Annotated in this window: 14 protein-coding genes and 2 pseudogenes; 7 read left to right on the forward strand and 9 right to left on the reverse strand. The window is 58.5% G+C overall.

Going from position 1 to position 18,004, the window contains the following annotated elements:
- Positions 1-80 precede the first annotated feature (80 nt).
- The 4 genes from WM94_RS23525 to WM94_RS23540 all read right to left on the reverse strand — a co-directional run bounded on the left by WM94_RS23525 (position 81) and on the right by WM94_RS23540 (position 6,435).
- Complete coding sequence (locus WM94_RS23525; protein WP_256207044.1) at positions 81-1,214, reverse strand: site-specific integrase; 1,134 nt, start codon at positions 1,212-1,214, stop codon at positions 81-83.
- A 151-nt stretch (positions 1,215-1,365) separates the two neighbouring features.
- Complete coding sequence (locus tag WM94_RS23530) at positions 1,366-1,992, reverse strand: hypothetical protein (RefSeq protein WP_028697008.1); 627 nt, start codon at positions 1,990-1,992, stop codon at positions 1,366-1,368.
- Positions 1,989-4,091: an integrase gene (locus WM94_RS23535; RefSeq protein ID WP_028697009.1), complete on the reverse strand. Its 2,103-nt coding sequence runs from the start codon at positions 4,089-4,091 to the stop codon at positions 1,989-1,991. Before WM94_RS23535 ends, WM94_RS23530 begins: the two co-directional genes overlap by 4 nt.
- Positions 4,075-6,435, reverse strand: coding sequence for a hypothetical protein (locus tag WM94_RS23540; protein WP_028697010.1), 2,361 nt, complete (start codon positions 6,433-6,435; stop codon positions 4,075-4,077). Before WM94_RS23540 ends, WM94_RS23535 begins: the two co-directional genes overlap by 17 nt.
- Before the next feature lie 68 nt (positions 6,436-6,503).
- On the opposite strand from WM94_RS23540, the pseudogene hrpB reads away from it, so the two are divergent.
- A pseudogene (gene hrpB, locus WM94_RS23545) lies at positions 6,504-8,663 on the forward strand (ATP-dependent helicase HrpB); the annotation flags it as partial.
- 150 nt (positions 8,664-8,813) lie between these two features.
- Here hrpB and WM94_RS23550 read toward each other — a convergent pair.
- Complete coding sequence (locus WM94_RS23550) at positions 8,814-9,308, reverse strand: hypothetical protein (protein ID WP_061552235.1); 495 nt, start codon at positions 9,306-9,308, stop codon at positions 8,814-8,816.
- An 87-nt stretch (positions 9,309-9,395) separates the two neighbouring features.
- Entirely contained in the window at positions 9,396-10,052 is a 657-nt protein-coding gene (locus WM94_RS23555; protein WP_061552236.1) for a YciC family protein, read from the reverse strand.
- A 166-nt stretch (positions 10,053-10,218) separates the two neighbouring features.
- Between WM94_RS23555 and WM94_RS23560 the strand changes: the two genes are divergently transcribed.
- Positions 10,219-10,974, forward strand: coding sequence for a DUF2076 domain-containing protein (locus WM94_RS23560; RefSeq protein ID WP_061552237.1), 756 nt, complete (start codon positions 10,219-10,221; stop codon positions 10,972-10,974).
- Positions 10,975-11,161: 187 nt separating this feature from the next.
- On the opposite strand, the gene WM94_RS23565 is transcribed toward WM94_RS23560, so the two are convergent.
- On the reverse strand, positions 11,162-11,692 hold the full coding sequence (locus WM94_RS23565) for a hypothetical protein (RefSeq protein ID WP_061552238.1): 531 nt from the start codon (positions 11,690-11,692) through the stop codon (positions 11,162-11,164).
- Between the two features lie 73 nt (positions 11,693-11,765).
- Here WM94_RS23565 and WM94_RS30925 point away from each other — a divergent pair, with 73 nt between their 5' ends.
- The 5 genes from WM94_RS30925 to WM94_RS23585 all read left to right on the forward strand — a co-directional run bounded on the left by WM94_RS30925 (position 11,766) and on the right by WM94_RS23585 (position 15,849).
- On the forward strand, positions 11,766-11,894 hold the full coding sequence (locus WM94_RS30925; protein ID WP_256207045.1) for a hypothetical protein: 129 nt from the start codon (positions 11,766-11,768) through the stop codon (positions 11,892-11,894).
- A gap of 162 nt (positions 11,895-12,056) precedes the next feature.
- A complete protein-coding gene (locus WM94_RS23570; RefSeq protein WP_004576858.1) occupies positions 12,057-12,536 on the forward strand; it encodes an NYN domain-containing protein in 480 nt (159 codons plus the stop codon).
- 8 nt (positions 12,537-12,544) lie between these two features.
- Positions 12,545-13,150: a PolC-type DNA polymerase III gene (locus WM94_RS23575; protein ID WP_061552239.1), complete on the forward strand. Its 606-nt coding sequence runs from the start codon at positions 12,545-12,547 to the stop codon at positions 13,148-13,150.
- Between the two features lie 391 nt (positions 13,151-13,541).
- Complete coding sequence (gene yedA, locus WM94_RS23580) at positions 13,542-14,462, forward strand: drug/metabolite exporter YedA (RefSeq protein WP_061552240.1); 921 nt, start codon at positions 13,542-13,544, stop codon at positions 14,460-14,462.
- Between the two features lie 55 nt (positions 14,463-14,517).
- On the forward strand, positions 14,518-15,849 hold the full coding sequence (locus WM94_RS23585; protein WP_013974320.1) for a DEAD/DEAH box helicase: 1,332 nt from the start codon (positions 14,518-14,520) through the stop codon (positions 15,847-15,849).
- Between the two features lie 116 nt (positions 15,850-15,965).
- Here the strand turns inward: WM94_RS23585 and WM94_RS23590 are convergent, their stop codons facing one another.
- Complete coding sequence (locus tag WM94_RS23590) at positions 15,966-17,207, reverse strand: TIGR03862 family flavoprotein (RefSeq protein WP_061552241.1); 1,242 nt, start codon at positions 17,205-17,207, stop codon at positions 15,966-15,968.
- A 148-nt stretch (positions 17,208-17,355) separates the two neighbouring features.
- A pseudogene (locus tag WM94_RS23595) lies at positions 17,356-17,883 on the reverse strand (histone deacetylase); the annotation flags it as partial.
- Positions 17,884-18,004 lie beyond the last annotated feature (121 nt).

An 18,004-nucleotide genomic window follows, 5' to 3' on the forward strand; every position in this document is an offset into this window, starting at 1 on the left:
CGGTTGAGTGGCCGGATGACCGTGGAATCAGTGGTCGGATACGCGTGGAATGGGTGGCCGGATCACCGTGGAATCGGTGGTCAGATGCTTATGGAATGGGTGGCCAGATGACCGTGGAATCCGCAATAGTCCGCAGACGCAGCCAGAGCTAAGTGCAGATAAGCGTTAATCGAGTCTGGATCCAGATGCCCAGTCCACTGAGTCACCTGAAGTTTGAAAATCTCGGTATTTAACAGGTTGCGCCGAAAATCGTCTTCGTTCGTAATTTGATGCGTACGGATAAGGTCGATGAAAAGCTTTGTAATAAAGCGGTGTCTGAACATGTGGGGGAAAATAGGTGTCTCAATCCCGGATGCTACTTTTAGTTTCTTAATTTCATTGTATAAGTACTTGCTTGATAGTGGTCGGCCATTTCTCTCTGAGACGAAAAACCGTCGATGATCTGTGCCATCTTTGTATTTTTTCTTCATGATGTCGTTACGCTGCCTTTCCACATAGTTGTTCAAGTGGTGAAGCAGCGTGGGTAGAATGGGTACCTCCCTAAAGCTAAGTTCGCCGTGCTGCTTTAAGGTGGTAAGTCTCAGCGTGGGGTTTTTAAGTTTTTTTGCGGCTTTAACATCATCGATTGTAAGCTGTTCAATTTCTGAGCGTCGCGCTCCAGTGTCAGTGAACAAATCAATAAGCAATGATCGTCTTACTTTGACGAATAAAGACGATTTTTCTTTTCGAGCAGCATCTTTAAGAAGTGCTATCTGCTCAGCTGTAATTGGATTTCTTTTCTTCGCTCGCGCAGGAGGGCCAAAGGAGTGGTGTGACAAATATGTCCCGCTTCTCTTTCGGCCCAGTTTGTCGTAATAGTGGTAAGCTTCCTCTGTGGCGCGAATCCTACCTTCAGGGGCTACGAAGTTCTCAAAGCCATGCAGCCGGCCGACAACGCCTAGAAAATCAAGCCATACACGACCAATTGCGGAAATTGTATCCTCCGTTCGCTTTGGCTCGCTGGGGCTTGTTGGAGATCCTTCTTCTCGTAGCTCAGTGATGTAATCTGCGAAATCACCGTCTGTTAGCATTATCGGATCTATTTTGTCTTGGTAGCATCGGCGTAGTAGTTGACTCAAACTTGCAGCATAAACCCCCATGGTGCCGCCGTCTTGCCCTGAGCGCGATAGACCTCGCTTTGATCCCCGGCCCTTTCTGTTGAAGAGGCTGAGCATATAAAGGTTTCCGATGATGCATGGTGACCCATTAGGCCAATTCATAAACGGGATGTTTGTTGCATCCCGTAAATTTGTACGGCCGCTAGAATAGTGACTGAACGTGTCAAACTCGCCCAGCAAGCTATAGAGCTTGTGCGTCGACCGCTCCTTATTCTTTTTTGCGGTAGTCATTGATGTCAGCCACTGTATTCGATGAGACCTTCGGTAGCCGTGTCTCGGTGAGGTTAAATGGGGGGATGCACAGGCTGGTGATGGATAGCAGGCTAGCAATCGCGTCAGACGACCATTTTTCTAAGATCTTCAAATCCTTGGCATCACGAATGTCTCGGAACTGCCCGAGCGCCTCTTGGAGCGCTCGGAGAAGTAGATAGTTCGTCTGGCGCAGCATTTCCAGCTCTGACTCAACGTCTTGAACCTTGAGGCTGAGCCCTGACTTGGTGCGCTTGTTACTCTTTGCTTTCTTGCGCTCCTCACGCTCAAACGCCTCGATAGCCTTCATTCGCAAGGCATTGAGTCTGTTGAAACCACCGGTCAGGCACTCATCGCTGTACTTTTTCAGCGTATTGAGACTGGTTGGAAAGGTGTTGGTGGCTGGTTCCCCGCCTGCACTCACAACGCGCTCCAGCGAAGCCAGGCCAGCTTGGCTGTTAAGGGCGCTCCGCAGCTCAGCGTCCTCAACAAAATCGCTCGGCTTTGTGATCACCTGGGCAAGCAGGCGTTCAAGAGCCAAGACTCCCGCCTTGGCTACGTCGCCACGTGAGGGGCGATCTGTCATGCTGCGACTCCATTTTTGAGGCGTGCCACGACTTTCATGTGCTCCCCCGTAGCATCAGTGAAAAACACAGGCGAAATTTCGACCATGCCTTCGTTAATCTTGTCAACGATATAATCTTCCAACTCAGAGCTCGGAATCAACCCAAAATCGTCAGTACCATATCGTTCTTTGAGCATTTCAGCTAACACTGTGAAGTTCTCAACATTGCCGACGTGAATGTTTTCTGCAGCAAATTGAGCGCCAACAGAGTTGAGTAGCGCGCCATCTGTGCTCTCAGTGATGTAATTGTAGACGTGCTGCAGACTTGTATGACCGAGCATCCAGCGAAGCGTATCCAAACTGGAGAAGCTGCCACAATAGAAAAACAACATCGCGAAGAAACGGCGCATTTGGTGCTGACGGAGATACCAGCGCTGACCGTCATCATTCACCGGTGTTTCAAAATAATCGCAGAACATGTCAAGGTTGCGATTGTAAGCGGTGCTGCTCGAGTCGATGAACTCTCGCGTCCCGCGCATTTGCGGCAATGCAAAAAGCGTCTTGTATGATTTGATGTAGCCGATTCTTAGCAAGATCTTCTGCATTTTGATCAGATTTTTGATCATGTCGACAGCAATGGGCTCAATTGGACGAGCTTCTGTTCGACGCAGACCAAACAGATGCCTAGTGCTCTTGCCATTACCGAACAGAAGCCATTCCTCGGTCTCATCTAAGCATTTGTCAGCTTTCAAAGAGTACAGTTCGCTGACGCGCCTTGCCATGAGTATGCCGACAGTCAGCTGAATGCCTCCAACGTACACGGCAAGCAGATCGTACAGGCCGACGTTTGACCGCAGATTAGTGTAGTACTCTTCCTTATCTCCTTTGATTGATTCGCGTAAGGTCTTGGTATCGATGATCCTAGCACTCAGAGACAGCCGCGATACGCCCAGTTCGACTAGGTCTTTGCCCACTATTTTTTTGACTTCGGCTTCGGAAAGCGCAGAGGGGTTAATTCCGCGCTTATGGCATTCTTTCGCGATACGGCAGAAGCCTTTGATGATCTTCGAGCCATGATCGATGTGCAGATCGATAGCATTCTTCAAAGAGGTGAATACCAGATCCGACGGCACGGTACGGAATCGTCCCTTGGTGCCAAGCTCAGGCGTAAAGCAATCCGCTTCTTTCAGTGCTTTGAACGTAGGCGCCGGCAGGCCGATTTCGTGCAGCGTGCCGAGGTTATACACAGCGCTCCTGTAGGTGAAAAACGTCTGGTCACGCATTAGCTCGAGCGCACCCGTGTTTGTTCGAATTCCTGGGTATTCTCGGGTGAAGAGTGACGTATCTTCATTGAAACCGAGGATCGAGTGAACTGGCTTGAACTGATTTTTACCCCACAGCACATTCGGGTAGAGAATGCCCGAAAGCCGGATGGTGTTGGGCTGATGGCCGTACTCAACCTGTGGTGCGCCATACAGCCCTCGGATGTACAGCGCAGCACGAATCGGTGGAATCAACTCATAGGGGATCCCTAGCTCGTCGTCATCCTTCTGCTCGTTGGTGATGACGAGAAGCTGTGGACGCTCTCTGAGCGCACTGAGAATTTCCATCTCGCTCGTATCTGCCAAGATACCGTGACAGAACTCCCGGAGAGTGGGCGTCCAGTTGTAGACCGACTCTGCGCTTGAAGGCGTTTTGGAGAAGGTCTCAAGCATCTCAATGAGGTTGCCTCCTGTGAGTCCTGCCAGACCATACGTGGATAGCTGGTAGCGCTCATCGTTGATCAGCAAGAAGTCGATGATCTGACATGCTCTGCCGAACTGCTTTGCTTGCTGGCCTTCGAGCTCATTAGTGGTGCCAAGGTCAAAGTCGCGGCGGGTACTGGAGGTAAGGAAGTACTTGAACCCAAGGCAGAGCTCTTCGTTCTTCGAGTCGAGCAGCGAACTGCCATCTGAAAGCGTGATTTCCCAGTCGAGCTCCTTGGGATTCTTCTTGTAGCCAAACGAGTACTGCCACTTGGGAGCATCGAAGTCGCTAAGCAGCCAAGGCGCTGCTTTGTACTCTTCGCGCGGAGAGTTGAGCAGAGGGGCAAGGAATTTCAGTTCAGGCGGCAGTAGCATAAATCAAACTCTCCATTTGGCTAGCGTCAATCTGCGTTTTTGCAGTAGCCAGGTATTCTTGAAGCTCGAACTCGTAACCTTCGGTGATTTCGTTGACGAGCAGCTTTGTCAATTGGGCCCAGTACACGGCTTTAGCGCAAATCTCGTCTTGACGTTTGGACATCCGGACTGCTTCCTCAAGGGAGAGAAGCGCGGTCAGAATACCAACATCGACAGAGATCATTACCCGGTCAGCGCTGTCGTCGTTTGCTGCTTGCTTAGCGTTTTTCTTGTTTTTCTTTGTCGGGATTTCTTCCCCTGTGCGGTCGCGGGCCGCACGATAGCCCTCTGGATCGCGCATCGCTTCAGGAATATCCTTGAGGGCATTGTTTTCCAGAAATTTGTGCAGCTCTTCCATCGACTGGAAGTTCGAAACTTTCAGCAGATGTTTGCTGTCTTTCATGGCGTGGCAGATGATCCCGCGCTGGAATGCCCTGATCCACCTCGTCTGGAAGAAGGCGAGGATTGGCTCAGGCAGATAGCTGCTTAGCAGATCAGGCGAAACGTTAGTGTGCCCCAGTGCGGCAGCGGTTTCAGTCAGGCTGTTGTTCGCAATGTAGAGCAGTACTGCTCGCGTAGCTCTCAGGGACGTGATCGAGATCCGGCAGATGAACTCCTCGATCTCTTTTTTTGGCAAATCGATGAATTCAGCAAACTCTCCAGCCAAGTGCTGGTAGCGAGTTTCTAGCGTTCCACTGTTCCAGTTCGTGGGCTTCATCTTAGTGGGGTACGTGATGCCCCTGGAGCACTGGATGAATAATTGTCGCCATGCATCGTCACCTTCTGCACGCAGGTAGTCGCGCAGCGGTTGAGTGCTGCGGATGATCTGCCGCACCCGAACGGCGTCGCGAGGTCTCAGTTTAATCTTAATCTCGGCGTTGGCCCCGCCTTTCCGATCTTTGTAGCCGGTAAGCTGATAATATCCATCGAGTTTGATGAAGCCGGTCAGATCGCCCTTCTTGTCGTAGAGCTCAAAGTTGTCCAGAAACGATTGTGTGATGCACGGGTACTCATGCACTAAAAGGATCTTGAACGGATATAGGTCGTTAGCGGATGGCACCTGTAAGAAACTGTTAATGTATTCTCGGTTTATGATTTTCCCGAACCGTTTGGAAAAGCCATCATGAACATATCCGAAGCCGTGCTCTTTAAATGCAGCACATACGTCTTCAGGTTTGACATCCTCAAGCTCGGCATAAGTTGCATAAATAACTTTTTCGGGGTTACCTGATTTTGCTAATCTATCGCGTGACTTCTGAGCGTTAGAAGTGCTCCAGGCTTTTTTGTTGGCCCACCGGTACAGCGCGTGATTGTCGGATTTGATACTTTTGAAAATTAGCTCGATTGCTTGGGTGTCAGTTAGATGATAGGGGATCTCGGTGATCAGTTTGACTTTGATCACCTCGCCCTTTGCATTTTTCTTATTGTTAGTGTTCGCGCCTGCTACATGTTGGACGGCCGGTTTCGGAATTGAGCCTGCATAGGGCTTCACCCATATGCCGGATGCAAGCATCGTTGAGTTCACCAGCTGGATCATTGCCGCGTAGGACTTAGTAGCCGTCGGGATATCATTTCCTCGTTCGTGCTGATCCGTGAAGTAATGAAGCATGTACGCTATAAAGACGCGTTTGATTTGAATTGGATCCTGGAAAGTCTCGACTGGCCAGGTTTCCGCTCGCTCAGAAATGAAGTCCAAAAAGGCGTTGAAGTCTGAACTTCTTGGACGTCGCATTTTGAGGAAGTGCTGACGCATGCATTTGTAGATTTCTTCTGCGAACTCAGACCCGTGCGAAATCCATACGTTAGCTAGCGATATATAGGCGACCTTGTCGTTCATATACTCGACTGCCCAGCCATTCCAAAAGCGTACAGCCTGTGGGTCAAGATTGTCTTTGATCGCTGCCCAATACTTGGCGTTGAACTTCGGCCAACCGTCTCGGCCGCCATTCTCTTCAAAGGTCGGAAGCAATGGGATCTCTTTAGCCATCTCTTGCAGCATGCGCACGAACTCGCGTGCGTAACTGTTGCACAGCGGTCGTGTGACGTCGATGAAGGTAGGGTCGTAAAGCGCTCCTAGGAATCCTCGGACGGTGCGTTCGAAGGCGGGGGAGGAGAGGCCGAGGTAGGTGACGGTGCTGCCAGTGATGTTGCAGTAGGCGTCGAAAATCTTGGTCAGCTGGCCCATGCCGTCGCGAGCGATTGGCTCGTAGGAGCGGTGCATGAGCGCTTGGACATCCAGGGGCAGAGTGGTGAACGGATAGTTCGCCAGAGCCAGCGATCCTTTGATAATTGTCAGATTTTCCATGATGCTCTTGATCGTCTGTAAGGCCCGTGTTATCTATAGTCTGACAAATTTGACAAGGTTGTGTAAATGATAAAATGGTCGAGCGCAGCCTTGATGCCGACCTGGCCCTGGCATTGAGCCTGAATGGCCGGGAGTTGCTGCGGGACGACCCGCCACTGAAGGTTTTGCTGATGTCCGCGACCCTGGAGGGCGAGCGCCTTTCGCGGCTGTTGGATGATGCCCCGGTGGTCAGCAGCGAAGGCCGCATGCACCCCGTCGACATCCGTTGGGGGCGGCCTTTCCAGCCGGGTGAGTTCATCGAGCCTCGCGTAGTGGACAGCGTATTGCAGGCACTGGCTGACCAGACCGGCAGTTTGCTGGTATTCCTGCCAGGTCAATCCGAGATCCGTCGGGTACACCAGAGCCTGCAGGAAGCGCTGGGCGAGCGCCCCGAGGTCCTGCTTTGCCCGCTGCATGGCGAGCTCGATCTCGACGCCCAGCGTGCGGCCATCGACCCGGCGCCCGAGGGCCTGCGCAAGGTGGTGCTGGCCACCAACATTGCCGAGACCAGCCTGACCATCGACGGCGTGCGCGTGGTGATCGACGCAGGCCTGGCCCGGGTACCGCGTTTCGACCCCGGCAGCGGCATGACCCGCCTGGACACCCAGCGCATCTCCCGCGCCAGTGCTACCCAGCGCGCTGGCCGCGCCGGGCGTCTGGAGCCCGGCGTATGTTATCGCCTTTGGTCCGAGGCCCAACATGACCAGCTGGCCGCCCACGGCAGCGCAGAGATCCTGCAGGCCGACCTGGCCGGCCTGGCCCTGCAACTGGCACGCTGGGGCGTTACGCCCGAGCAGTTGCGCTGGCTCGACCAGCCCCCCACTGCAGCCTTCACCCAGGCCCAGGACCTGCTGGCACGGCTCAATGCCTTCAAGCCCGGCAGCCGCGACAACCTCAGCGAACGCGGCCTGGCCATGGCCGAGCTGCCCGCGCATCCACGTATCGCGCATTTGCTGTTGCGCGGCCAGGACCTGGGCCTGGCACAGATGGCCTGTGATGTGGCTGCGCTGCTGGGCGAGCGGGATATCCAGCGCGGCGGTGGCGCCGACTTGCACAGCCGGCTGGCGCTCGTCAGTGGCGAGAGCAGGGCCGCCCGTGGCAGCCACGGTGGTGTGCAGCGTGCGCGCCAATTGGCCCGCCAGTACCGTGGCCTGCTGCGTGGCAAACCAGGCGCGCCGGTTGTGGACCCTGATCACCCGCGCTGGCTGGGCGCGCTGCTGGCGCTGGCCTACCCCGACCGCGTCGCCCAGCAGCGCCGCGAGGGCGGTGCGGAATACCGGCTGGCCAACGGCCGTGCGGCCCTGTTTGCCGAAGTCGATGCACTGATGAAGTGCCCGTGGCTGGTGATCGCCGACCTGGGCAGCCGCCAGGGCCAGCGCGAAGAGCGCATCTATCTGGCTGCCGAATTCGATCCGGCGCTGCTTGAGGGCGTGCTGGCCGAGCAGGTCGAGCGCGTCGATATCCTCGACTGGGACGAACGCGAGCAGGTGCTGCGTGCCGAACGCCAGACCAAGGTCGGCGAGCTGGTGCTGGGGCGTGAACCGTTACCCAACCTGGATGACGATGCCCGCGCCAAAGCGTTGCTTGGCCTGGTGCGGCGCAAGGGCCTGAACGTGTTTACCTGGACCCCGGAACTTCGCCAATGGCAAGCACGGGTGGCGCTGTTACGTCAGCTTGATCTGGACAAAGAGGGGCAAAGCGAATGGCCTGACCTGGGGGACGAAGCGCTGCTGGCGACCCTGGAAGACTGGCTGCAGCCATACTTGGGCAAGGTCTCGCGGCTGAGCCATTTCGCTGCCCTGGATGTGTCCTCGATTTTGCGCAATCTGCTGCCTTGGCCATTGCCACAGCGCCTGGACGAATGGGCACCGGCGCATCTGGCGGTGCCCTCCGGCTCGAACATTCGCCTGGACTACAGTGAAAACCCACCGATTCTCGCCGTGCGTCTGCAGGAACTCTTCGGCCTTGCCGATACTCCGCGTATTGCCCAAGGCCGTCAGCAGGTGAAGTTGCATTTGTTGTCACCGGCACGGCGGCCGGTACAAGTGACCCAGGATCTGGCCAACTTCTGGCGCACGACGTATGCCGAGGTGAAGAAGGATTTGAAAGGGCGTTATCCCAAGCACTATTGGCCGGATGACCCCTTGGTGGCCGATGCGACCGCGCGGGCGAAGCCGCGCGGCACTTGAATGTGACGCAGAGCGGTAGCCAGATCGGTTGCCTTGTTCAGAGGGATCGAGATCTGGCTATCCTCATGAATCATGTAATTCGGCCAAAGAAAATTAGTGAAGGCTAAGAAGCCCCAATAGATGTGCGCTTCATCGAAGTGCTCCCTATGATTAATATTTCCTCAGGTCGAAGGTGACGATCTGACCTTTCTTGACATTCAGCGGGGCTAACGTTTCTTGGTACTCGTCTCGTTTGTAGTCAATGGCGCCCACGCTCTGCCCGCTTTGGTCACGCAGATGACAGATGAGAGACCCATGGAGCAGGTGCAGTGGCTCGATCATCCAGTAATCGGTGACTTCGGCATACTTGTAGAAGCCGAGGTAGCCATTGCGGCTGACACCCAACTTCTTGTCTGGTTGTTCCCAAAGGTGAATGTGATAATGCAGGCGATCTTCGGTTTTGGAGATATAACGGAACTCCAACAGTGGCGGCAGCGTGCGTCCGCCCAATATTAACCAATCATCCCCAGGGGAGAAATCAAAGAAACTATCATCGGTTTTGTCGCCACTACGACTAAGCCGAGTATTGGCATAACCATCGTCGAGGCGCATTAAAAGCCGGCCTCGAAACGATTCGGCATATTGAGTGCTGATTGTTTGCTCCATGACGTTTTCCTCTAATGGCATTGAAGGTGTGTTTACACTAATGCCACCGTCGGGCGTGCGAGCAGAATGAAGATTTTCCCAGATGGCTCAAGCCCCGGCTTCACCTTCCAGCAGCATGAACAGGCGGTACAGCACCACGGTGCTGAACAACTGCAGGAAGCCGCTGAGGCTGTCCATGGCCAGCTCCATGCCGGGCGATGGCTCGGGGAAGGCCATCAGCAGCAGGCCGTCGATCAACCAGATCGGCGCCAGCACACCTACGACACAGATCATGATGCGCATGAAGTGCCCAGTGGTCATGCTTGCGCTCTCGCGCATCGACTGCACCACCGGCAGGCCGCGCAGCACCAGCAGGTACTCGGCGAACACCAGGTTGATCATGATCCACACGCCCGGGAAGATGAACAGCGCCAGGCCGGCCATGATCAGCAGCGAGCTGATCAGGATCAGCAGGGCCAGCTGTGGCCACAGTTGCACGGCGCGGGCGAACAGGTCGCGCTTGGCGATTTCCCGGCCATTGCTGCGGGTGTCGAGGTACAGGATCAGCGCGGCGCTGTACAGCGGGTAGAACAGCAGGCTGACCAGCATGCCGTAGGCCGGCGATGCCTGGTCGCCCATCTGCCGGTACAGCAGCTGGGTAAGCAAGGCTTCCAGCACCACCAGCGGCAGGCACAGCTGGAGGATGTTCGGCAGGTGGCGGCGGAAGAAGTACAGGGAGTCGCGCAGGACGCTCAGCGGGTTCATCGGTCTACATCGCATGGCAGTAAAAACAGGGGCATAACTTTAGCCCAAAGCAGGCCTGAGGCTGTCACTTGCTGAAAAAAGTTTCACGCCGCCGGTGATTGAATCCCACGCCTGTACGCCCCATCTTTGACGCTGTCCGTTGCCCGCTACCCCACGAGGTCGCCCCATGAATACTGAAGAACAAACCCTGATCGACGGCCTGTTCGGCCGCCTCAAGCAAGCCGAGGACCCGAGCCAGCCACGCGATGCGCAGGCCCAGGCATGCATCGAGGAGCATGTGCGTCAGCAGCCTGCGGCGCCTTATTACATGGCCCAGGCGATACTGGTGCAGGAGGCAGCGATCAAGCGCCTCGACGAGCAGAACAAGCAACTGGAAGCCGAACTGAAGCAGGCCCGTGCCCAGGCCGAGGCCGCCCGTGCCGGCAGCGCACCGAGCAATGGCGGTGGTGGTTTCCTGTCCAGCATCTTTGGTTCGTCTGGGCGCAATGCGGCCCCGGCCGTGCAACCGCAGCGTCCCGCTGCAGCCCCCGTGGCATCTGGCGGTGGCTGGCGCGAGCCTTCGGCGCCGGGCTTTTCCCAGCCACAAGTGCAGCAGCCTGGCTTTGGCGCTGCACCAGCACGCAGTGGTGCCAGCAGCTTCCTCGGCGGTGCGATGCAGACTGCGGCCGGTGTTGCGGGTGGTGTGTTGCTGGCGCAGGGCATCAGCAGCCTGTTCAACCACAACTCGCAGCCGGAAGAGGTGGTAGAGGTGATCAAGGAAGAGCCGGCCCCGGCCAGCGACAGCGGAGGCTGGAACGACTCGGGGGCGCAGCAGCAGGTAGCTGACAACGGTGGTTGGGGCAGCGACCAGGGTGGTTATGCCGACAGCGGTTATGGCAGCGATGATGGCGGGTTCTTCTCGGACGACGATTCGTACGTCTGACAGGTCTGGCATACTGCTGGCAATTTGGGGGGGCGCTTTGCGCCCCTTTCGCGACGCAACTTGACCAGTCCGGTTTTCGAAAGGTGAAAAGCCAAGCGGGCCAAACCCAGAGGTACATGACAACGCATGGCCTTGTACCTCGGGTTCTCCAGGGGCAACCTGTCAGGGGGCAGGCGCCGCCTGGCAGCTATCGGCGCGTTATAAGAAATGTCGCAATGTCGCCATCGTTCGTATTCAAATAGACATTACTGTCCGGAGGCATGTGATACAGCGTTTTCACGGTACGGCCCGTATGGTCGCGCAGGCGGCAGCGCAGTGTGTCAGGGCCCCATTCCAGCGGTTCGAGTTTTATCAGGTCGACCGGTGAGTTGGTTCGGTACAAACCAAGATAGCCGTTGCGGCTGATCTCGACCTTTCTGTCGCTGTCGGTGCCCGTGCCGTTGATGTAGACATGGATCCGATCCGTTGTCTCGGAGTGGTATTCGATGCTGAACGTGGTGGGTGCTGCTTGGCGTCCCGTGATCAGCCAGCCTTCCTCTTGGCCGAGCCCGGAAGCGTCGCTCAGCCGGACTGGTTGATCTATCCCCGGTGAGTCAAAAGTCATTATGTCTTTGTACCCGGCTTGGCTGTCGTCCCAATATTTCCAGGTAGACTGACAATGTATGTGCGCCTTGAAAGATTTTGCTTCTGCGATCCAGTTGGTAATGCTGTTACTCATGACTGTTCTCCAATGAGGGAGTTGAGCTCTCTCCGCGTGGGTACAGTAGTAAGGCGCGGGACCGGGCCGAAGCTTGAAGTACTTCCTTGTTCATTGGCATTGCATGGGCGAGCAAGGCTGGGAGGCGACCACGTGGAATGCCGACAGCGGTTATGGCAGTGATGATGGCGGGTTCTTCTCGGACGACGATTCGTGCGTCTGACAGGTCTGGCATACTGCTGGCAATTTTGAGGGCGCTTTGCGCCCCTTTCTCGACACAAGGCCGCTCCTACAAGGGTACGCGAACCCCTGTAGGAGCGGCCTTGTGTCGCGAAAGGGCTGCAAGGCAGCCCCCAGCATTCCAGGCCGACCAAGGGGTTCCAAGGTGAAAAAGATCGCGCTGTTCGCCGATGTGCAGAACCTCTACTACACCGTGCGCCAGGCCCACGGCTGCCATTTCAACTACACCGCCCTGTGGGCCGATGTCAGCCGCGAAGGCCAGATCGTCGAGGCCGTGGCCTATGCCATCGACCGTGGTGACAGCAAGCAGCAGCAGTTCCAGCAGATCCTGCGCAATCTCGGTTTCGATGTGCGCCTCAAGCCCTTCATCCAGCGCAGCGATGGCTCGGCCAAAGGTGACTGGGATGTGGGTATCACCCTGGATGTGATCGACGCCGCCAGCCGCGTCGACCAAGTGGTACTTGCCTCTGGCGATGGCGATTTCGACCTGCTGCTGGAGCGGGTGATACAGCGCCATGGCACCGAGGCAGTGGTGTATGGTGTGCCCGGGCTTACCGCACTGTCGCTGATCCGTGCCGCCACCCGTTATGTGCCCATCGAGGGTGCGCTGTTGCTAAAACACTGAGATTTTTCATGGAACGTATCGCTGTCATCGACTTTGAAACCACCGGCATCAGCCCCGGCGCCGGCTGCCGCGCCACTGAGGTGGCGGTGGTGATGCTGGAGGGCGGGCGCATCGTCGAGCGCTACCAGAGCCTGATGAACGCGGGCGTGCCGGTACCGGCCTTCGTCGCCGGGCTCACTGGCATCACCACCGCCATGCTGCGCAGTGCGCCGCCGGTGGACAAGGTGATGAACGAAGTGGCCGAGTTCGTTGGTGGTACCCCGCTGCTGGCACACAATGCCGCCTTCGACCAGAAGTTCTGGGACTACGAACTGGGCCGCATCGGCCGTAGCCGCAGCCAGGCCTTCGCCTGTTCCCTGCTGCTGTCACGGCGCCTGTTGCCGGCGGCACCGAACCACAAGCTGGGCACCTTGACCCGCTGGGCCGGGCTGCCGGATACCGGTACCGCTCACCGTGCCATGGCTGATGCCGAAATGGCCGCCAACCTGCTGCAACATCTGGCTGGCGTGCTGCGCCAGAGCCACGGTGTACAGCAGCTTTCGCACGACCTGCTCTGCCGCCTGCAGAAAACCCCGGCCGCCAAGGTTCGTGAAACCCTGGCGAAGTACTGTTGACGGCTACCAGGTGATCGGCTTGGGTGTTGTGTTGTCTGGGAGATCGAGCGCCGCCCGCGCGGCGCTTCGCAGCACAAGGCTGCTCCTACATCTGTTTCGGGCCAGTAACGCCTGTACCAATGTGCGCGACCGCCTTGTTTGTCCGACACAATTTCGAGGTGGACACCAAGGGGCCGCGCCTGCGTCTCAGGAATAATTGGCCCGAAACAAATGTAGGAGCAGCCTTGTGCTGCGAAGCGCCGCGCGGGCGGCGCTCGATCTCCCAGACAACACAACTCTCAAACCGAACGCCCTAAAAGTGTGCCGCTCATTTGAGCCAATTTTGTAACTTATCTTTACCCAGGCACGCCCTTAAACTGAATCACCCGTAAACGGATTTCGAGTGTTTCCCATGCCTGCCTCCCGTCACTTCCCGTTGTTGCTCATTGGCGCTTTCCTGGCCTTGTACCTGGTCTGGGGCTCCACCTACCTGTTCATTCGCATAGGCGTCGAGAGCTGGCCACCGATGCTCATGGCCGGGGTGCGCTTCCTGATTGCCGGGGGCCTGCTGTATGGCTTCTTGCGCTGGCGCGGTGTGCCGGCACCGACCTGGCCGCAGTGGCGGGCTGCGGGGGCGATCGGTTTCCTGCTGCTCAGCTGTGGCAACGGTGGCGTGACCGTGGCCGAGCATGCCGGTGTGGCCTCGGGCGTGGCGGCGCTGGCGGTGGCGACGGTGCCGCTGTTCACCTTGCTGTTCGGCCTGCTATTCGGGCACCGCAATTCGAAGCTGGAGTGGGCGGGGATCGCCCTCGGGCTGGTGGGTATCGGCCTGCTGAACCTGGGCTCCAACCTGCAGGCAAGCCCGATTGGCGCGGCGCTGATCATCTTTGCGGCAGCGTCGTGGGCATTCGGCTCGGTGTGGAGCAAGACCTTGCCGCTGCCCCAGGGGCCCATGGCCAGCGCCGCGGAAATGCTTGTCGGTGGCGCAGTGCTGCTGCTCGGCAGCGCGCTGTCTGGCGAGCGCATGACGCAGATGCCAACCGCTGCCGGCTGGGGGGCACTGGCCTACCTGGTGTTCTTCGGTTCGATCCTGGCGTTCAGTGCCTACATGTACTTGCTCAAGCACGTGCGCCCCGCAGCTGCCACCAGCTATGCCTACGTCAACCCGGCGGTGGCCGTGCTGCTGGGCATCATCTTTGCCGGTGAGCAGATTGGTGCCGAAGAATGTGTGGCCATGGCGGTGATCATCGGCGCGGTGGTGCTGATCGGCCTGCCGCAGTGGCGCAAGGCACCTGAGCCGGCGCAGCCGTTGAAAGGCGAAATCTGCAAGTAGGCAGGGGTGATGCGGTAAACTTGCCGCCTTCGCTGAACCCCCTGACGGTATTGCCATGAATTTCGCCAAACTCGGCCTGATCGAACCGCTGCTGCGCACCCTGCAGCAACTGGACTACACCACCCCGACCCCGGTGCAGGCCAAGGCCATCCCCGCCGTGCTGGCCGGCCGCGACCTGATGGCCGCGGCCCAGACCGGCACCGGCAAGACCGCGGGCTTTGCCCTGCCTGTGCTGCAGCGCCTGGCGCTGGAAGGCGAAAAGGTGGCCAGCAACTCGATCCGCGCGCTGGTGCTGGTGCCCACTCGTGAGCTGGCCGAGCAGGTGCACAACAACGTGCGCGAGTACGCCGAGAACCTGCCGCTGAGCACCTACGCGGTGTATGGCGGGGTCAGCATCAACCCGCAGATGATGCGCCTGCGCCGTGGCGTCGACCTGCTGGTGGCCACCCCGGGGCGCTTGCTCGACCTGTTCCGGCAGAACGCCGTGAAGTTCAACCAGGTGCAGACCCTGGTGCTGGACGAAGCCGACCGCATGCTCGACCTGGGCTTTGCCGAAGAGCTGCAGTCGGTGTACGCCGCGCTGCCACGCAAGCGCCAGACGTTGCTGTTCTCCGCCACTTTTTCCGACCAGATCCGCATGCTGGCGGGGCTGGCCCTGAACGACCCGCTGAGCATCGAAGTCAGCCCGCGCAATGCCACGGCCACCAGCGTCAAGCAGTGGCTGGTGCCTGTGGATAAAAAGCGCAAGGTCGACCTGTTCTGCCACCTGCTGCGCAAGCAGCGCTGGAAGCAGGTGCTGGTGTTCGCCAAGACCCGTAATGGCGTCGATCAACTGGTGGAGCGCTTGCTGGCCGAGGGTGTGAATGCCGACGGTATCCACGGTGACCGCCCGCAGGCCACTCGCCAGCGCGCGCTGGACAGCTTCAAGGCCCGCGAAATCCAGGTGCTTGTGGCGACCGATGTGGCGGCCCGCGGCCTGGATATCGATGACTTGCCGCTGGTGGTCAACCTTGACCTGCCGATCGTTGCCGAGGATTACGTGCACCGCATCGGGCGTACCGGGCGGGCGGGCAACAAGGGCGAGGCTATCTCGCTGGTGTGTGCCGATGAAGTGCAGCTGCTGGCGGCGATCGAAGTGCTGACGCGGCAGACCCTGCCGCGTCATGAAGAGCCGGACTTCATCCCTGACCACCGGGTGCCGATGACCGACGCCAGTGGCCAGGTGATCAAGAAGCCGAAGAAGCCCAAGAAGCCGAAGGAAAACAGCGCCAAGCGCGGGTTGGGGCGCTGGATGGACAGCGCTGAATCAGGCAGTGCGGAGCCGGCGGTGAAGGCAGTGCGCAAGGTGCCGAGCTTCAATGGTGGGGCGCGCAAGCGTAAGCCGTAGATTTGCAGTGTACGCGGACTCTGTGGGAGCGGGTTTACCCGCGAAGAATGCGACTCGGTGCATGGCACGGGCTTCGCCCGTGTTCGCGGGTAAACCCGCTCCCACAGGGGACAGTGTCAACCTTTGGATTTAAGCCAATCCGCCGCCGCCCGCCCGGCGCGCAAGCCGCTGGCAAAGCACGCTGTCAGCAGATACCCCCCGGTCGGCGCCTCCCAGTCCAGCATCTCGCCGGCACAGAACACCCCCGGCATGCCCTTGACCATCAAGCCTTCATCCAGCCCCTCGAAACGCACCCCGCCCGCGCTGCTGATCGCTTCATCCAGCGGCCGCGTGCCTACCAGTGTTATCGGCAAGGCCTTGATCGCTTTCGCCAAGGCCCCAGGGTCGGCAAAGGTCGCCTGATCGGTCAGCTCGCGCAGCAGCGCAGCCTTGACCCCATCGATACCCAGCTGGCTGTGCAGGTGCTTGGCCATGGAGCGCGAACCCCGTGGTTTGGCCAGCGCCTGGGCAATCTTGTCCACAGGCTTGTCCGGCAACAGGTCGAGCAGCAACACCCCGTGGCCCTCACGGTTGATGGCCTCGCGCACCGGCGCTGACCATGCATACACCAGGCTGCCTTCCACACCCTGCGCGGTGAGGATGAACTCGCCCTTGCGCGGCACGCTGCCAGGAACGCTAAGGGCAATGTTCTTCAACGGCGCACCGGCGAACTTGTCCTTGAGCAGCGGGCTCCAGCCTGCCACTTCAAAACCGCAGTTGCTGGGCTGCAAGGGCGAGATATCCACAGCCCGTTCGGCCAGCAGCGGCTGCCAGCTGCCGTCCGAGCCCAGTCGCGCCCAGCTGCCACCACCCAGCGCCAGGACCACCACGGCGGCCTTCACCAAGCGCTCGCCTTGTGGATAAGCAATCCGCAATGCACCTTCGGCATTCCAGCCCAGCCAGCGGTGACGGGTGTGGATAACTACTCCGCTGTCGCGCAGGCGCTTGAGCCAGGCGCGCAGCAGTGGCGCGGCTTTCATGTCGGTGGGGAACACCCGGCCCGAGGTGCCGACGAAGGTTTCGATGCCCAGGCCGTGAATCCACTGGCGCAAGGCGTCGGCATCGAAGTCGTGCAGCAGCGCGGCGATTTCGCCCTGGCGCTCGGCATACCGGCTGACGAACGCCGGGTAGGGCTCGGAATGGGTGATGTTCATGCCACCGACACCCGCCAGCAGGAACTTGCGACCCACCGAAGGCATGGCATCGAACACCTCGACCGCCAGGCCCGCCTGGGCCAGTGCTTCGGCGGCCATCAGGCCGGCTGGGCCGCCGCCGATGACGACTGCGGGGGGAGGGGAGGCGGGGCTCAGATCAGGCATGGTGGGCAGCAGGCTGTGGAAAAGAGGCGCATTCTAGCGCAGCGCGGCCTGTGGAAGCACTGCTCAAAAAATGATCAGAGCTTTGCAGGCCTTGCCTGTAAAGGGCTGCAGCGCCTTTCCCGCAGGTTATCCACAAGCGGTTCCACAGTCATTGTGAACAACCGATGACGCGTGCCGCACTGTGATGAAGGATGCCATGGCGCCTGGCCAGGACTGCGCGGTCCTTGCTGTAGCCACCGCCGATCACACCCACCACCGGGATGTCGCGGCCCAGGCAGTGGCGCAGCACCGCTTCGTCACGGGCGGCAACGCCTGCATCGGTCAGTTGCAGATAGCCCAGGGCGTCGTCCTTGTGCACATCGACCCCGGCGTCGTACAGCACCAGGTCGGGTCGATAGAGTGGCAGCAGGTAGTTGAGGGCGTCGTCCACCACCTTCAGGTAGGCCATGTCGCCCATGCCACGGGGCAGGGGGATGTCCCAATCGCTTTGCGCCTTGCGCGCCGGGAAGTTCTGTTCGCAGTGCAGCGACACGGTGATGGCGTCTGGTGTGTCGTGCAGGATGCGCGCGGTGCCGTCACCCTGATGCACATCGCAGTCGAAGATCAGCACCCGGTGTACCCGGCCAGCCTCCAGCAGGTAGCGGCTGATCACGGCCAGGTCGTTGAAGATGCAGTAGGCATGACTTCTTTTTTATAGTAAATAACATTGAAAATAGATTAGTAGAATCAACAGGGTAACTGGTTTTTTGCGCAGAGATCCATCGTAGGCTATGGTTCATTATTGTTCACCTCATGGG

Source organism: Pseudomonas sp. ABFPK (assembly GCF_001586765.1).
Classification (GTDB): Bacteria; Pseudomonadota; Gammaproteobacteria; order Pseudomonadales; family Pseudomonadaceae; genus Aquipseudomonas; species Aquipseudomonas asiatica.